The 15,872-nt window shown below is 63.1% G+C and carries 18 protein-coding genes and 1 tRNA gene; 9 read left to right on the forward strand and 10 right to left on the reverse strand.

The window, feature by feature from the left end:
- Positions 1 to 16: 16 nt before the first annotated feature.
- The 3 genes from HWX69_RS10160 to HWX69_RS10170 form a co-directional block, all read right to left on the reverse strand.
- Positions 17 to 101, reverse strand: a tRNA-Ser gene (locus tag HWX69_RS10160).
- A 156-nt stretch (positions 102 to 257) separates the two neighbouring features.
- Positions 258 to 497, reverse strand: a complete 240-nt coding sequence (locus tag HWX69_RS10165) for a hypothetical protein (protein ID WP_178917001.1) — start codon at positions 495 to 497, stop codon at positions 258 to 260.
- A gap of 2 nt (positions 498 to 499) precedes the next feature.
- Positions 500 to 1,543, reverse strand: a complete 1,044-nt coding sequence (locus HWX69_RS10170; RefSeq protein WP_178917002.1) for an Mrp/NBP35 family ATP-binding protein — start codon at positions 1,541 to 1,543, stop codon at positions 500 to 502.
- A gap of 156 nt (positions 1,544 to 1,699) precedes the next feature.
- On the opposite strand from HWX69_RS10170, the gene moaA reads away from it, so the two are divergent.
- Positions 1,700 to 2,656, forward strand: coding sequence for a GTP 3',8-cyclase MoaA (gene moaA, locus HWX69_RS10175; protein WP_178918323.1), 957 nt, complete (start codon positions 1,700 to 1,702; stop codon positions 2,654 to 2,656).
- On the opposite strand, the gene HWX69_RS10180 is transcribed toward moaA, so the two are convergent.
- The 5 genes from HWX69_RS10180 to HWX69_RS10200 all read right to left on the reverse strand — a co-directional run bounded on the left by HWX69_RS10180 (position 2,653) and on the right by HWX69_RS10200 (position 7,266).
- Positions 2,653 to 3,189, reverse strand: coding sequence for a CAP domain-containing protein (locus HWX69_RS10180; RefSeq protein WP_178917003.1), 537 nt, complete (start codon positions 3,187 to 3,189; stop codon positions 2,653 to 2,655). The two genes, moaA and HWX69_RS10180, sit on opposite strands and share 4 nt — an antisense overlap.
- A gap of 123 nt (positions 3,190 to 3,312) precedes the next feature.
- Positions 3,313 to 4,335 (reverse strand): hypothetical protein, encoded by a 1,023-nt coding sequence (locus HWX69_RS10185; RefSeq protein ID WP_178917004.1) that lies wholly within the window; start codon positions 4,333 to 4,335, stop codon positions 3,313 to 3,315.
- The gene (locus HWX69_RS10190; protein ID WP_178917005.1) at positions 4,332 to 5,900 is read right to left on the reverse strand and encodes a PKD domain-containing protein; all 1,569 of its coding nucleotides are present in this window, start codon (positions 5,898 to 5,900) and stop codon (positions 4,332 to 4,334) included. Before HWX69_RS10190 ends, HWX69_RS10185 begins: the two co-directional genes overlap by 4 nt.
- Before the next feature lie 255 nt (positions 5,901 to 6,155).
- Complete coding sequence (locus tag HWX69_RS10195) at positions 6,156 to 6,740, reverse strand: HalX domain-containing protein (RefSeq protein WP_178917006.1); 585 nt, start codon at positions 6,738 to 6,740, stop codon at positions 6,156 to 6,158.
- A gap of 70 nt (positions 6,741 to 6,810) precedes the next feature.
- Entirely contained in the window at positions 6,811 to 7,266 is a 456-nt protein-coding gene (locus HWX69_RS10200; RefSeq protein WP_178917007.1) for a hypothetical protein, read from the reverse strand.
- A gap of 141 nt (positions 7,267 to 7,407) precedes the next feature.
- Here HWX69_RS10200 and HWX69_RS10205 point away from each other — a divergent pair, with 141 nt between their 5' ends.
- Positions 7,408 to 8,445, forward strand: coding sequence for a tyrosine--tRNA ligase (locus HWX69_RS10205; protein ID WP_178917008.1), 1,038 nt, complete (start codon positions 7,408 to 7,410; stop codon positions 8,443 to 8,445).
- 6 nt (positions 8,446 to 8,451) lie between these two features.
- Here the strand turns inward: HWX69_RS10205 and HWX69_RS10210 are convergent, their stop codons facing one another.
- Positions 8,452 to 8,787, reverse strand: coding sequence for a winged helix-turn-helix transcriptional regulator (locus tag HWX69_RS10210; RefSeq protein WP_156708658.1), 336 nt, complete (start codon positions 8,785 to 8,787; stop codon positions 8,452 to 8,454).
- Between the two features lie 390 nt (positions 8,788 to 9,177).
- On the opposite strand from HWX69_RS10210, the gene HWX69_RS10215 reads away from it, so the two are divergent.
- The 3 genes from HWX69_RS10215 (at position 9,178) to HWX69_RS10225 (ending at position 10,596) form a co-directional block, all read left to right on the forward strand.
- A complete protein-coding gene (locus HWX69_RS10215; RefSeq protein ID WP_178917009.1) occupies positions 9,178 to 9,591 on the forward strand; it encodes a DoxX family protein in 414 nt (137 codons plus the stop codon).
- Positions 9,592 to 9,639: 48 nt separating this feature from the next.
- Positions 9,640 to 10,209, forward strand: coding sequence for a flavin reductase family protein (locus HWX69_RS10220; RefSeq protein ID WP_178917010.1), 570 nt, complete (start codon positions 9,640 to 9,642; stop codon positions 10,207 to 10,209).
- Between the two features lie 144 nt (positions 10,210 to 10,353).
- The gene (locus tag HWX69_RS10225; protein WP_178917011.1) at positions 10,354 to 10,596 is read left to right on the forward strand and encodes a transcriptional regulator; all 243 of its coding nucleotides are present in this window, start codon (positions 10,354 to 10,356) and stop codon (positions 10,594 to 10,596) included.
- A 35-nt stretch (positions 10,597 to 10,631) separates the two neighbouring features.
- Here the strand turns inward: HWX69_RS10225 and HWX69_RS10230 are convergent, their stop codons facing one another.
- A complete protein-coding gene (locus tag HWX69_RS10230; protein ID WP_178917012.1) occupies positions 10,632 to 11,036 on the reverse strand; it encodes an SRPBCC family protein in 405 nt (134 codons plus the stop codon).
- A gap of 52 nt (positions 11,037 to 11,088) precedes the next feature.
- Between HWX69_RS10230 and HWX69_RS10235 the strand changes: the two genes are divergently transcribed.
- The 4 genes from HWX69_RS10235 to HWX69_RS10250 are packed head-to-tail and all read left to right on the forward strand — an operon-like array spanning position 11,089 to position 15,870.
- Positions 11,089 to 11,976: an ATP-binding cassette domain-containing protein gene (locus HWX69_RS10235; protein ID WP_178917013.1), complete on the forward strand. Its 888-nt coding sequence runs from the start codon at positions 11,089 to 11,091 to the stop codon at positions 11,974 to 11,976.
- Positions 11,976 to 13,829 carry a PrsW family glutamic-type intramembrane protease gene (locus HWX69_RS10240; protein ID WP_178917014.1) on the forward strand — a complete coding sequence of 618 codons (1,854 nt, stop codon included), beginning with the start codon at positions 11,976 to 11,978 and terminating at the stop codon, positions 13,827 to 13,829. Before HWX69_RS10235 ends, HWX69_RS10240 begins: the two co-directional genes overlap by 1 nt.
- Positions 13,822 to 14,865, forward strand: a complete 1,044-nt coding sequence (locus tag HWX69_RS10245) for an ABC transporter permease (protein WP_218644776.1) — start codon at positions 13,822 to 13,824, stop codon at positions 14,863 to 14,865. The genes HWX69_RS10240 and HWX69_RS10245 overlap by 8 nt, the downstream gene beginning before the upstream one ends.
- A gap of 30 nt (positions 14,866 to 14,895) precedes the next feature.
- Positions 14,896 to 15,870, forward strand: a complete 975-nt coding sequence (locus HWX69_RS10250; protein WP_178917015.1) for an aldo/keto reductase — start codon at positions 14,896 to 14,898, stop codon at positions 15,868 to 15,870.
- Positions 15,871 to 15,872 lie beyond the last annotated feature (2 nt).

Consider the following 15,872-nt stretch of genomic DNA (forward strand, 5'->3'; position numbering starts at 1 on the left):
ATGTGGGTTGTGTTAGCGTCGTGGCGGGGATTTGAACCCCGGAGGCTGTACGCCACAGAGTTAGCAACCCTGCGCCTTGGGCCATGCTTGGCTACCACGACTCGCGTGCGTGTATCTTCGCCCTCTCGGACTCGGGGCCGACACCCCTACATCGATTGCGTTCTTCGCTACCCGACCACCGTACTTAAGCACAACGATAGTTGCCCCGCGTGCGAGCGACTCGCGTAGGATGAGAAATACGGCTAGACCCCGCTCGGTCAGCCGTCTCGTTCCGGCAACCCGCCCCGTTCCTTGATCTCGAGGATGTTCTGGACGTTCCGATAGATTTCTGGCACCGTCGTCTCCTCGTCGGCGTCATAGAGGTCCGAGACGCGATACAGGATGGCGGCGAGCTGTTCGCTCTCCGAAGAGTCGCCGCGAACGTCCTCGGCGATGTCCCGTAGGAAGGCAGCACGGCCGGTGTCACTCTCGCGCTCGCTATCGGAGCCCTCCGGCATGGTTATCGCTGGCTACTCGCCTGTCGGCGGCGGACGATGCCCTGCATCTTCGCCGTCTCGTCGGCGAACGACCGGAACGCTTCCCCCGTCTCGCTGTCCTCGTCGAGGACGATTGGTGCACCGGAGTCACCGCCCTCTCGGACTGCGGGGTCTAGCGGTATCTCGCCGAGGAACGGCATCTCCACCTCGTCGGCGAACTCCCGCCCACCGCCGCTGCCGAAGATGTCGTGTTCGTTCCCACAGTCAGGACAGACGAACCCGGACATGTTCTCGACGATGCCGAGTACCGGCGTGTCGTGTTTGCCGAACATCCGAAGTCCCTTCCGGGCGTCGTCCAGCGCAACCTCCTGTGGCGTCGTCACGATGACCGCTCCCGACACCGGCACCGACTGCAACAGCGTCAACTGCGTGTCACCGGTCCCCGGCGGCAGGTCGACGACCATGTAGTCCAACGAGCCCCACTCCACGTCCTCCCACAACTGTGTCAACACCTTGTGGACCATCGGCCCCCGCCAGATGACGGGGTCGTCCTCGCCGACGAGGAAGTCCATGCTCATCAGTTTCATCCCGTATTTTTCCGGCGGGACGATGGTCTCCTCGTGGGTCGCTTTAGGCCGCTCGTCGGTTTCGACCATCCGCGGGACGTTGGGGCCGTAGATGTCGGCGTCGAACAGGCCGACGCGGGCGCCCATCTCGGACAGTCCCGCAGCGAGGTTGACCGCGACCGTCGACTTCCCGACACCGCCCTTTCCGGAGGCGACGGCGATGATGTTCTCGACGCCCGGCAACACCTGCTCGTCGTCACCAAGCCCGGTGTCGATGCTCGCCGAGAGGTCGATTTCCAACCCGGTGTCGGCGAGCGCCTCTCGAACTTCACCCGCGATAGCAGTCTCCGTCGAGGAGTACGGCGCCCCGAGTGCGAGATCGATACGAACCGTTTCACCCTCGACAGTCACGTCGTTGACCAATCCGAGGGAGACGAGATCGTCTCCGAGTTCGGGGTCTTCGACGGCCGACAGGCGGTCGAGGATAGCGTCTTCGTCCATACCTTCGGTAGGCCCCGTGGCGCCGATAAGAGTTGTGCACCGAATTCCACGGTTCAAAGCACGCCGGACGTTCAGCGCAATCCGAGAAACTACAATTGGTTACGTAGCGACCCAACCTAGCGTCGAATTTAAGCACGTGTGACCGAACTCTCGGGCATGCTCGAAGACGGGTTCGGACGGGAAGTCACCGGCGTTCGCGTCTCCCTCACCGACCGGTGTAACTTCGACTGTGTCTACTGTCACAACGAGGGTCTCGGCGACACGCGGGGGCCGATGGAGCCCGCCGACGACGAGATGTCCACCGACGACGTGGTCCGATTTCTCGAAGTCGCCGCGGAGTTCGACGTCGACTCGGTGAAGTTCACCGGCGGCGAACCGATGCTTCGAGAGGACCTCGAGGAAATCGTCCGCCGGATGCCAGACTCGATGGAAACGTCGCTCACGACCAACGGCACGTTCCTGCCCGAGCGCGCTGACGCCCTCGCCGACGCCGGACTCGAGCGCGTCAACGTCTCCCAGGACGCTCTCTCTCCGGAGGCTTTCGCGGAGGTGACCAAGAGCACCGCTTACGAGGACGTTCTCGAAGGGGTCGATGCGGCCCTCGATGCCGGCCTCGCACCGGTCAAACTCAACATGGTTGTCTTCGAGCAGACTGCCGGCTACGTTCCCGAGATGGTCGACCACGTCGCCGAGAACGACGGCCTCCAACTCCAACTCATCGAGTACATGCCCGAACTCGCGGGTCGCCCCGACTGGGCCGTCGACATCGAACGCGTCCACGGTTGGCTCGAAGAACAAGCCGACCGCGTCGAGCGCCGTGAGATGCACGGCCGAAACCGCTACTTCGTCGACGGAGGGATGGTCGAAATCGTCGACCCCGTCGGCAATGCGGACTTCTGTGCCAACTGCCACCGCGTCCGCGTCACCCACGAGGGCTACCTCAAGGGCTGTCTCAACCGTAACGACGACCTCAAATCGATGGGCGAGATGTCGAAACCCGAAATCCGTGATGCGTTCCGCGACACTGTCGCCGAGCGGGTGCCGTACTACGGCGAGTACATGGTCCAAGAGGACGGCGAATGGGTGTTCAACGAGGAGTATATCGGCGCCTAGGCGTTCGGATGCTCACGACAGAAGTTCTGTGTGGCATAGATTTCTCCCTTCTGCGTGACGTAGACGCCGACGGCGCTAACTCGATCGTACGTCGTTAGCATCGATGTGTTATGCCCCGGTGAGTTCGCCCACATCTCGACGAACTTCGCTGCAACGTCGTCCGTTTCGTTCACTTGATGTGGAGTTAGATACGCGATGTTCTCGTTGGTGCTGTCGCATCCGTCGTACTCCTCGTGGCGCTCTTCGGAGCCCTGCCCGTCCGGATTTCGGTGGTCGTAGAAATCCCGGTCGGCCATATCCTTGCTGTGGAGACGTGCGATTAACCGGACTCGCTCAGAGTGGACGAACGGTTCGCGACCGTATTCCGTCCGTCGTTCGTTGACTGCCTCGAAGATATCCATCTCCAGTTGTTCACCGTCGATATCAGGATGAGCAGACGCCCCAACCTTCGGTACACCCGTCGTGTTCTCCGGGGCGTCGACATCGGGGGGAGACGCCTTGTCGACCGGACCAAAGGTGACCGCTAGAGTCACGAGTAGGGCCCCTGCAAGAGCGAGTAAAATCACCGACGAAACGACGTTGAGGACTCGCTTCCACACCATCTTCACAGTATATTTATCCTGATGGATTCCCTATTTATTCAAATCGGTTGTGGTTCAGTAACATCGGTTTCGCTGCTGCTCCATTCGCTGGATGGCTTCCCGTGCGAGCGACTCGCCCTCCTGTTCGTTCCCGGCTTCGATTTTTTCAATCGCCTCGGCGAGCGTCTCCGTTCCGTCCAGCAGTCCCGACAACGAACAGCGGGATTGCTCGACAATCGGGACGACGTAGCCCACTCGCTGCCCTCGGCCTCGCGCCTCCTCGAAGGAGTCGTTCGCACTCTCGAATCGAGCGTTGGCGGCTCGATACTGCTCTATGGCTGTCGCAGAGTCGTCGTCTTCGAGCGACCGATTCGCATCGTCGAGTAGGGCGTATCCACGAGCCATCTCGTGTAAGGCTCCGTTGATTGGGGAGAGCCACGTCACGACGTCGAGCAACATCGCTTGCTCCCTCTTCACGGTCCCGTAACTGTAGCTGTCTACCGTCACGTTCGTATCTTCGAGCTGCTGTTGGTGTGTCTCGACCCGTTGTCCGACCGTGGATAACTCTTCGAGGGCTTCACCCGCGAACACTACTGGTTCGGTCGCTGCGTCGTATCTCGAATCACGAACCCGTTCGTCGTAGGCGAACGTGGCCGCGATGGTCTGATGGAGTAGGTATCGCTGTGAGGCACGGTCGTCAGCCAACCGTGCTAGTGCAGACAGCGTTTCAGCCCGACTCGTGGAAATCTCGCCGCTGTCCTCCAGTTCCGCTACATCTGCGAGGATTTTGTCGGTCCTGTCGGAAATCGCTCGGTGGTCGAACTCGTCTTCGAAGGCACTAACATCGAAGACGAAATCACCATCGTCGACGAGTGGGAGGGCCGTGAGACGTTCGTACACGCGTTCTAACCGCGCTTCGATATCCAACAGTTGTTCGGAGCGCCGTTCTTCTGTCTGAGGCTCATTCGGCGTCCCGTTTCCGTCGGTTTCTGACGGCCGGTCGTTACCACACCCCGCAAGTCCGCAACAGACCGCTGCTGCCGCGGAGACGACTCCACGGCGCGTCCACGTCCGACGTTCGGAAGCGCGTTGGCTCATTCGACCAACCCTCCTCCGATACCGCTCGGTCCACCCGTATCGTCGGGTAGTGTCGCTTCGGGTTCGTCGTCAGTTCCTCCCGCTGTATCGTCTTCAGTTCCTCCAAGGTCGGTTTCTGGTAGCCGAGAGGGGAGGTCAGATGCAGCGGATGTTGATTCGGGCGATTCCTCATCAGTCGGGCCATCACCGGTCGCAACCGGTGTAGTGGGCTCGTCCCAACTGTCCGGTTTGGCGTCGTCGCTTGACTCGTCTCCAGAGGTAGATGACTGACCGACATCACCGACAGCCTTGGCGACATCAATCCCTCTTTCTACGATGTTGTCTTTGCCCTCTTGAACAACGACAGTAACATTAGCATCCTGGCCCTGTTCGAGATCAGACGGATCAGAGCCGCGAACTCTCTCCGCATTTTCCAATCCGTACTGATGGAACTTTCCACCATCAGACGGAGAGTACGCGTTCGTGGTTCCGCCCTCGTCTTCGAGTTGTCGTATCTTCTCGTCACAACTGTTCCACTCACCGCCAGTCGTCTCACACGTCACGGTTTTCTGTTCTTGTCCGAAGACGAACGTCGAGGCGGCGCCGACAGTGTCCTCGTAGATTTGCTCGCCCAAGTCCTGTTTCCATGGAGCGTTTTCTCCTCCGTCGAGGCCGACAGCGTCCGCCGTACTCCCGAGATACGACGAATCGGCGATTCGCGACCCCACACGGAGTGTCGAGGCGTACCCGTCGGTGTCGTAGAATATCTCCTCGTCTTTCGGAGGCTGTGGCGTGGGTTTGGGCGTCTCGACATCGGTCGTTGGTGCGGCCGGTGTCGGCGTCGGTGGGCCACCCGAAGGTGGTTCGCTCGAAAGACAGACATCGGAGTTCGAGGCGAGGTAATCCGGGTCGCTGCAGTCCGGGGGAGACGGGCCGGGGTCGATATCGTCCCATTCGGTGTCCGGTGTCGATTCTCGACCGGGACGGACGACGATGTCGTCGTACGCCGTTCGGCCGTTCGTATCCACTACGACGACCTGTACGCGGTACGGACCCGCTCCCGGAAACGCGATTCGGAGGTCGTCGGTAGTGGCCGTTCCGTTTAGGGACCGCGTCGCGACGATTTCGTCGTCGACCGCCCACGCGATTTCCTCGAGTTCGGCATCGGGGCTCTCCGCGGTGGCGACGTACTCGGCCGGATTCGTGGCTTCCGGCGACGTCGCGCCGGTAACCGAGACTGACGGGCCGGCGTCGTTGACGTGAACGTACAGCGTGTCGGAGCTTCGAGCGCCGTCTTCGCCGATGACCGTGAGCCGCACCTCGTATCGACCCGGTTTCGTCGGGACGAACGATGTCCGACTGCAGTCCGCACAGTCGGGCGTAATCTGACGGCCACTGGGCGTGTCGATTTCCCATCGGTACGATGCGATGTCCCCGGAGGGGTACGTCGAACCAGTTGCGTCAAGCTGGACTGTCGTATCGACGGTCACCGTTTGGTCGAGGCCACCGTCGGCCATCGGTCCATTGGCGGCGGCAGCGGCACCCACAATCCCACAGAAAGCGAGCGAAACGGCAAGGAGCAACACCAATCGTTTCATTCGAAGTGAGTCGGATTAATATTGGTTTTATTCAAAAAGTTTCGCATCGGAATCGAGCGGATGTACCCTTCCAAAATACAGCGCTCGCCCACGGTAGTACCTATACCCGTCAATCGAGGTTCCGATATCTTGGAGAGACGTGTCTATCGATTCACAGCAGGTTCGCATCGGCGGCGACACGGGTGGAACCTCGAGGCCGACGGCGACGATGGCGTACGGTTCGAGTTCCGACCGTGATGGGCGTCAGTCAGTCGCGCTGTCGGCGCGGATTCGGCCGTCGGTAGCGACTACGTAGCCGTCGTCGTCCGGAAGGTCTTCGAGGGCCTCGTCGAGTTCCCGCTCGACGGTCTCGAGTCGGCGACACAGTTCCTCGTACTCCGGCATCCCTTCGACGTCGTCAGTTGATTCGGTTTCCAGCGTCGCTCGCTTGGCGGACAGCGAGAAGTACTCCTGAAGCTTCTCGTCGTAGGTGGCGCGTCTGAGCATCCGCTGGACCGTCCCCCGGAGTTCCGCTCTGTCCACGGGCTTTCTGAGGTACTCGTCGAAGCCCATCGAGACGATGTCGGCGGACGGTTCGACACCGGTGACCATCACGATACGGCAATCGAAGCCGTGGTCGCGTGCGGCTTCGAGCACTTCGTCGCCCGAGAGCCCCGGCATCCGCCGGTCGAGGAACACGATATCGACCGCGTCATCGAGGGCGTCGAGTGCCTCTCGGCCATCGTAGGCCGTCCGAACGTCGTGTTCCTGCAGCCGGGCCGCGTGCCCATCCGCGAGCCCCGGTTCGTCGTCTACGATGAGTATCGTCGCCGTTTCGTGTTCTCCCATTTCGGTGTGGTCCTTAGTGACACACCAGTCTTCACGCGGTAAAATATGTCTTTCGTCAGACAATAGTCGACTAGGAAACAGGACGTTTCGGTGAGTCGAGGTCTTCGAGCGCCCACGAGACGATGCGGGCTTCGACGACATCGCGTGTCTCGACGAGGTCGTCCCCGTCCTCGAAGCGCTCCAGCGTATCGCGAGCGTCGTCGAGCATTTCGGCTTCTAACGGTCGCTGGTCGGGTTCCTCTCGAGTCGCGTTCAACAGCGCCTCGAAGTCCTCTCGGAGGACGAAAGACGCCCGGGCGGCGTTACACCGCGAGAGTGGGCCCATCCCCGTTTTGAGGACGAGGTCACGGACGGTGTGCCAATCGTCGGCACAGAAATGCAGCGACACCTCGCCTTCGATGTCCCGCCACGCGATGGGCTCGGAGTGTTTCAGCAACTGGACCGCACGCGGTGGGATGTCGATTCGGTGGGCGGTTTCCGGTCGGCCGCAGAGACAGCAAGGTTTCTCCGTTCGCCCGGTGTACATATTCGAAGTTGGGTGGGAAGACGTTTGGATGTACGGTAACCGGCTATCCGTACTCGGAGTTGAGTGTCGATGTCCATGTGGGTCGGTACCGCTACTGGACGTACCCGAACGTTTTATCGGCCGTCTCACGGTAGCGAACGCATGGACACGGCCGAGCGGACCGAACTGGTCACGCGATTCACCGAAGAGGTCGTAGAGGTCGAGGAAATCGAGGCGTTGTTCGAGGAACGCGAGAACCCCACCGCCTACATCGGCTACGCTCCGACCGGCGAGATGCACATCGGCCACTTCACGACGATGCGCAAACTCGCCGACTTCATCGATGCCGGACTCGACGTGACGGTGTTGGTCGCGGACCTCCACGCCCACCTCGACGACGCCAAGAGCCCATTCGAGTTGCTCGAGGCTCGCTCGGCGTACTACGAGGCGGCCATCGTGGGAATGATAGAGGCGGCCGGCGCCGACCCCGATTCGGTCTCCTTCGTCCGCGGCACCGAGTACCAACTCGAGGAGCCCTACACGCTCGACCTCTACCGCATGCTTGCGGAGACGACGCTCTCGCGCGCCCAGCGCGCGGGCAGTGAAGTCGTTCGACAGTCCGAGAACCCGAAGTTGGGCGGACTCGTCTACACGCTGATGCAGGCGCTGGACGTGGCCGCACTCGGTGCGGACATCGCCTACGGCGGCATCGACCAGCGCGGCATCTACATGCTCGCCCGTGAGCAGTTGCCCGACTCCGGCTACGACAAGCCTGCGTGTGTGTTCGCGCCGCTTCTGTCCGGCCTTTCGGGTGGGAAGATGTCGGCCTCAGAGGAGTCCTCGAAAGTCAATCTCACCGACGACGACGACGCCGTCGAAGAGAAGATCAACGGCGCGTACTGCCCCGCTGGAGAGGTCGAGGACAACGGCGTCCTCGAGTACCTCCGATTCCTCGTGTTCCCGGTTTTCGAGGAACGCGACGAGCTGTTCGTCGTCGAACGGCCCGAGGAGTACGGTGGCGACCTCGTCTACGACGACTACGAAGCGGTCGAGGAGGACTTCGTCTCCGGCGAACTCCACCCCGCGGACCTCAAACCCGCTGCGGCCACCGCGATTTCGGCGGTCGTCGACCCAGTTCGGGAGCGACTGCTCGACGAGCCGGAACTTCTAGAAGACGCCTACCCCGAAAAGTACGCCTGAGGGCTCTTACTCCGCTTCGGCTTCGAGCCAGTTGTCGGCCCACGCCTCGATTTCGTCGAACACTGGACACAGCGACTGCCCTTTGTCGGTCAGCGAGTAGTACGTCGCCACGGGGGCGTCCTCTTCGAGTCGGCGTTCGACGAAGCCGGTCTCTTGGAGGTCGTCGAGCACGCGAGAGAGCGTCCGCGCGTTGGCCTCCGTCGAGCGCTTCAGCTCGTTGAACCGCTTTTCGCCGTCCTGTAAATCGTGTAAGACGAGAAGACGCCACTTCGAGCCGATTTGCTCCATCGACTCGACGACCGGACAGGCCGCCTCGACTGGCGCTTGGGGAACGTTCGACATATCGCTCCGTACGAGGCCCTCCAATAAATATTCACGCCGACAGTGTGGTAGCGGGTTGCACTCGAACTGGGAACGTGGGTGTCGAGCACTACTGGTCGGTCACGTCGGTCAACACGAGGAACGACAAGGAGTAACAGACCGACCAAACTGACGCTTCCGGCCACAAATAATCACTTCGGTCGGGATAGACGGCTTCGCTCCCGTGACATTGACAGTATGTGTATTCCTATCCACACAAATCCTGTGGCACCTGACACCGGTGTTACCCGGTGACGACAGTGTTCGCGAAGTGATATAACAGTTCGAATGCGTACGTGGTTGTGTAATGTTACTAAACCCCCGGCCCGACCGCATCGACTCACGAACGCCCGCAGTTACGGAGGCGAACTAATGCTGGAAAGTGCCGGTGCCGAGGTCGCGTTTCTCGTCGCTCGAATCCTCTTCGGCGGCGTCCTCGCGTTCATGGGATTGAACCACTTCATGGACACCGAGGGGATGACCGGCTACGCGGAGTTCAAAGGGTTGCCCGCACCGAAGGCCTCGGTCCTCCTCAGCGGTGGCCTGCTCGTCTTCGGCGGCATCTCGATTGCCGCCGGGATTCTTCCCACCATCGGAGCAGGTGCCCTCGCCGTGTTCCTCGTCGTCTCCGCGGTGACGATGCACGACTTCTGGAACATGGAGGGTGAAGAAGCCCAAAACGAGATGACCGGCTTCCTGAAGAACCTTTACGGTGCCGCCGGTGCCCTCGTGTTCCTCGCGCTCGCGAGCGCCCCGTGGCCCTACGCGGTCAACGTCGGCCTCTAAGAGCGCCCCTTTTAGGTACTCGACGCCACGGTACACCTACCTTACTCCATGGAACTCGACCCGGATTCCGTCGATTCGATGTATCGCACCCTTTCGACCGCCGTGGTTCCTCGCCCCATCGCGTGGGTGTCCTCGACGGACGGTGAGACCGACAACCTCGCGCCCTACAGCTTCTTCAACGTCGTCGGTATCGACCCGCCGGTCGTGATGTTCGCGCCGGCGTCGATGAAGGATACGCCGCGAAACGCCGTCGAAACGGAGGAGTTCGTCGTCAACGTCGTCACGCCCGACCTCGCGGAATCGATGAACGCATCCTCGGCGACGCTCCCATCCGATGCAAGCGAGTTCGACCACGCGGGCGTCGAGCGCGCGCCGTCGGTGGTCGTCGACTCGCCCCGTGTCGCAGCGTCCCCGATTAGCTTCGAGTGTGTCCTCTACGATACCGTCGAGGTCGGCACGTCGACGATGGTGCTGGGCGAAGTCGTCTACGCCCACGTCGACGACGAACTGCTCACCGACGGCAAACTCGACGTCGAGAAGTTCGACGCCCTCGGCCGACTCGCGGGGAGTCAGTACACTTACACGCGCGAGCGGTTCGGTCTCGAACGCCCCGACTGACCGTCGGCACAGACGGTGGTCTCGATTCGGAGTGGACGTTCGTCCACTGACTTCTCGGAGCGGCCCTAACGGCTGTTTGCGCCCCTCTCGACCGTCAACGAACGAAGGGGCACTTCTATTACCCTTCACGTCAGACGTTCGAATATGACCCACACGTGCCGTAACTGTAAACGGACGTTCACAAGCAAACTGCAGTACGAACTCCACCGAGACGTCTGCTCTTCGGAGGCGCTCATCTGTGAGAGCTGCGGCGAACAGTTCTCCGAGCGCCGCGCCACCCGCGACGGGTGGCACTACGCCTGCCCGAACGAGGACTGCGACGGGACCGGACTCGGCGAGGACCTCCACTCCGTCGGCGATTTCAGCCTCGAAAAGAGCGTCCAGTAACGACAACCGACCCACCTGGCCCGCGTAAGCCGCTCTTACTGTTCGGTGAGCGCCGCGATTGACCGACACGCTGCCCGACACACCGGCGCGTACCCCACGGCTGCAAGCGGTATCTCGAACTCGACGCGGCAGCCGCTGGCCCGTTCCTCGACGCGATGACCCGTCGCCGGTATCCGCGCCACGTCCCAACTCCAGCGACGGGTAGCATCGTCGACCGCCGTCACCTCGAAGGGGATCCACGCGCCGACGCCTCGGATTCGAACGCGTCCCGTCGTTCCCGTCTGGATGTGCCGCTCGGAGGCCTCGACGTCGGTGATGGAGACACCCCACTCGGGCCACCGTGCGGTGTCGCACAGCACACTCCAGACGGCCGCGGGGTCGGCGTCGATGTCGCGACCGACGACCCAGCGGCGTCCGTCGGGCGTCCGTTCGAGGTCCATACCTACCGATTCGCGGGCCGGATTTTTGTAACCGCCGCTCTACCCCTCGGCCGTGATAGACGTACGCGACCTCCGGAAGGAGTACGGCGAGTTCGTCGCCGTCGAGGGCAGTTCCTTCGCCGTCGATTCGGGAGAGGTGTTCGGCGTCATCGGGCCGAACGGTGCCGGGAAGACGACCACGCTGAAGACGCTGGCCGGATTGTTGGAACCGACGAGCGGCCGCGTCGAAATCGACGGCGCCCCCGCTGGCGCTCGCGAAACGCGTCGAAAACTCGGCTTCCTTCCCGAGGAGTCGCCGCTGTACGAGGAGATGACACCTCTGTCGTATCTCCGCTTTTTCGCCGACCTCTACGACGTGCCTCGGTCGACCGCCGCCGACCGGATTCACGACGCCCTCGACCGCCTCGAACTCGACCACCGCGACCGCGCCCTCGGCGACATGTCGAAAGGGATGAAGCGGAAGGTCGCCATCGCCCGGTCGCTCGTCAACGACCCCGACGTGCTCGTCTACGACGAACCGGCCTCGGGGCTGGACCCGCTGACGACCAACTACATCATCGAGTTCACCCGCGAGTTGGCCGAGGAGGGCCGGACAGTCGTCTTCTCGGCGCACAACCTCTATCACGTCGAGGAGGTCTGTGACCGCGTCGCCATCATGAACGAGGGCCGAATCGTCGCGAAGGGTCCACTCGAGGACCTCCGAGACCGCTACGGCGACACCGAGTACCACGTCTTCACGACCGTCGACGTACCCGACGCAGTCGCGGAGAACGGCCGCTATCGCAGCGTCGTCGATGACATGGAGTCGGTCGAAGAACTCCGAGCGACTGCGAGTGACCGCGGCGGCGAAATCGACGACATCCGAACCGTCGAACCGAGCCTCGAACGGCTGTTTCTCGACCTCGCCGAGGCCGACGACGCGCGGGAGACGGAGGCCTGATGCGGCCTCGAAAGCTCCTCCGCATCGCCCGCTGGGAGGCGACCAAGGGCGTCGGCGGGCTCGACCGTGGGGCGGTTGCGGTTGCCGTCGCCGCTACTGCCTTCGTCCTCGCGGTCGGCGTCGCCGTCGCTGGCGGCGGCGTCGCCCTCGAAGACGGCATCTACCGCGTCGGCGTCTCCGAGGATAGCCGGCTTCACGACCCCATCGCGGCTGATTCCTCGTTTGCCGTCGTCGAACCGGACCCCGAAGCCATCGAGAGCGGCACGCTGCCGGCAGGCGGCCGATACGACCTCTACATCGAGGAGCGTGGCGACGAAACGACGCTGTATCTGGCAGCAGAAGGGGGAGCGCCGACGGACAAGAGCCGGGCGGCCGTCGCGGCGTTGCGGGAGTCCGTCGACCGCTACAACGACCGGCGGATGTTCGAGGAGGACAACGAAACGGCCGCCTTCCCGGTGACAGTGACGATTCGGTACGTCGAACGGGGCTTCGACGCGGGAGGTGACGGGGGCGGCGGGGGTGACTCCGGCAGCGGTGACGGTTCCGGGGGTACCGGAACCGGCGGCACCGACGGCGGCAGTACCGGCAGTGGAGATGCTGGCGGTTCCGACGGGGAGACGACCGACGACGGGTCCATCGGCGCACCGTCGCTGGGCGCCTTCGATTTGTTCGACACCACCGAGTCGACGGGGTCGCCCTCGGACATCTCGCCGCCGTTTCCCTTCCAGTCGCTCGTGTTGGCCTTCCTCTTCGTGTTGCCGCTGAACTTCGTCATCCAGGCCTACGGCAGTTCGATGCTCTCGGAGCGACTGAATCGCCGTGGGGAACTCCTGCTCGTCGCGCCCGTCAGCCCCGCGGAAATCGTCTTCGGGAAGACGCTCCCGTATCTCGCCGCGGCGCTGGCCATTACCACGGCCGTCGTCGCCGGCCTGTGGGCGTTGGGCGGTGAGGCCGGCCCGCTGTCGGTGCTTGCGGTTCTGCCGCTTGCACTGCTGTTTCTCGCGACGACGTTCCTCGGCGCGATGTTCGCCCGCTCGTTCAAGGAACTCACCTTCGTCACCGTCACCGCGAGTACGGTGTTGACCTCGTATGCGTTCGTCCCCGCCATCTTCACCCAGACCAGCCCAGTCGCCTTCGTCTCGCCGCTCACCGTCGCAGTTCGGGACCTCACCGGAGCGGGCGTCACCCCCGGCGAGTTCGCCTTCGCGACCGGCCCCGTCACCCTCGTCGCCGGGGTCTGCTTTCTGCTGGGGTTGGGCGTCTACCGCGAGGAGGACCTCTTCACCCAGCGACCGGTCCACCTGAAGGCGCTGGATGCGCTGGCGGGCCGTATCCGGCGGCCCCGGAGTCTCCTCTTGGTCGTCGCGTTGCTCGTCCCGTTCGTCTTCGTCGCCGAGTTGCTCGCCGTCGCGCTGCTGTTTGCCCTCCCCGTCGCCGTCTCCGTGCCACTGGTCTTCGCCACCATCGCCGTCATCGAGGAGTTGGCGAAGGGATTGCCGATATACGCGGGGTACGTCCACGGCCGCTACGACCGCTCGATGGCCGTCGCCGTCGTCGTCGGCGCGGCCGCTGGCGTCGGCTTCTTCCTCGCCGAAAAGGTCTCACTCGCCGTCCAACTCGTCGGGCTCCCGGGGACCGAGGTGGCCGACGCGGCCTTCCAGACCGGCCTCGGAACCCAAAACCCCGCGATTATCGCACTGCTCGCAGTCGCGCCGCTGGCGCTGCACGTCGTCACGTCGATACTGTCGGCACTCGGTGCGAGCCGTGACCGGACCGGCTTCGTGGTCGGACTCGTCGCGGCAATCGCGGTTCATCTCGTCTACAACCTCGCGGTGGTGAGCCGCCTTGTCTAGAACGACCATCGCCAGACGGGAACTCGGCTCGCTGTCCCGCGAGAAGACTATCGTCCTCGCGATTCTCATCCAATTGATTATCGCGGGCTTTTCGTCGTTCCTCGTCGTCGGTCTCACATCACTGTACGACCCCGGTGGGGGCGGCGAGGAGATACAGGTCGCCGTCACGGGCGAGGCCGCCGACGAACTGATTGCGGCGGGCAACGAAATCGAGGGCCTGAACCCCGTCGAGTACCGGGACCGCTCCAACGCCCGAGACGGTTTCGACAGGGGTGATGCGGCGGCCGTCGCCGTCGCCGAACACCGAAACGGCCGCATCGAGGTGTCGGTGGAGGCACCGCAGTCGAGTCTCCAGAAGACGCTCGTCGTCGTTCGTCTCCGGGCGGCGCTGGAGCAACTCGAACGCAGCGAGCGACGGGACCGTGCGGCACACCTCGACTTCGACCCCATCCCACTGCCGCCGTCGGTCGACGCCAGCCCCTACTTCGGCTTCACCTACACCATTCTCGTTCCGTTGCTCGTCTTCCTGCCGGTGTTCATCAGCGGCGCCGTCGTCGTCGACTCGGTGACCGAGGAGGTCGAACGCGGGACCCTCGAACTGCTTCGGGTCACGCCGGCCTCGCTGGTCGAAATCGTCGAGGGGAAAGCCGGCCTCATGGCGGCCCTCGCGCCGCTACAACTGCTGCTCTGGGTCGTCCTCTTGGGTGCCAACGGCATCGCCATCTCGAACGTCCTCGCACTGGTGGTACTCACCACGGCAGCAGCAGTCCTCGCCGCAGTCTTCGCTGCCGGCTTGGCGGTCACGGTTCCCGTCCGACAGCGCGCCCAGTTGACGTACTCCTTCGGCGCGCTCGCGGCCTTCGCTGCGGCGACGGCGCTTCCAGAACACCCGGGGACGACCGTCGCCCTGCTCGCAATCGACAGCCCGACGCTCGTGACTTACGTCCACGTTGCGGGATATGCTGTCCTCGCGGCCGTTGCGGCCGTCGCTCTCCGCGTTGGTATCGGCCGAATCGACTCCGAAACGCTCGGGTAGCTTTTTGCTCGGGGCGAGCGTCGACCCGCTATGGAGTACACCACACTGGGTTCGACCGGTATCGAAGTGTCACGCCTCTGTCTCGGTTGTATGAGTTTCGGCGACTCCGACTGGCGGGAGTGGGTCAAAGGCGAGGAGTTCGGCCACGAACTCGTCGAACGGGCGCGGGACCTCGGCATCAACTTCTTCGACACCGCCAACATGTACTCTCGCGGCGAGAGCGAGCGCATCCTCGGGGACGCCCTCGAAGGCCACCGCGAGGAGAGCGTCGTCGCGACGAAGTGTTTCTTCCGAATGCGCGACGACGACCCGAACTCCGGTGGGCTCTCCCGGAAGGCCATCGAGCAGGAACTCGACGCTTCACTGGACCGCCTCGGGATGGATACCATCGACCTCTATCAGATTCACCGCTGGGACTACGACACGCCAATCGAGCAGACGCTCCGGGCGATGACCGACGCCGTCCGCCGCGGAAAGGTCCGTCACATCGGTGCCTCCTCGATGTGGGCCCACCAACTCGCCGAGTCGCTACATACGAGCGACAGGGAGGGGTTAGAGCGGTTCGCGACGATGCAGAACCACTACAACCTCGTCTACCGGGAGGAGGAACGCGAGACCCTCCCGCTGTGTGAGAAGGAGGGCCTCGGCGTCGTCCCCTGGAGCCCGATGGCTCGGGGGTACCTCACTCGCCCCCACGAGGAGTACATGTCGACGAAGCGCGCCGAAACAGACGACTACGCCCAAGAGCACCCCTACGCCAACAACGGAGGGAAGGAAATCAACGAACGCGTCCAGGAGTTGGCCGCTGATAAGGGCATCTCGATGGCGCAGCTGTCGCTGTCGTGGCTGCTACACAAGGATTGGGTCGACGCTCCCATCATCGGCGCCTCGAAGATTCAGCACCTCGAAGACGCCGTCGAGGCGCTGGAAATCGACCTCTCGGCCAGCGACATCGCGTACCTCGAAGAGCCGTACGAACCCGTCCCCATCTCGGGTCACGAATAAAT

This window comes from Natronomonas gomsonensis, assembly GCF_013391635.1.
Classification (GTDB): Archaea; Halobacteriota; Halobacteria; order Halobacteriales; family Haloarculaceae; genus Natronomonas; species Natronomonas gomsonensis_A.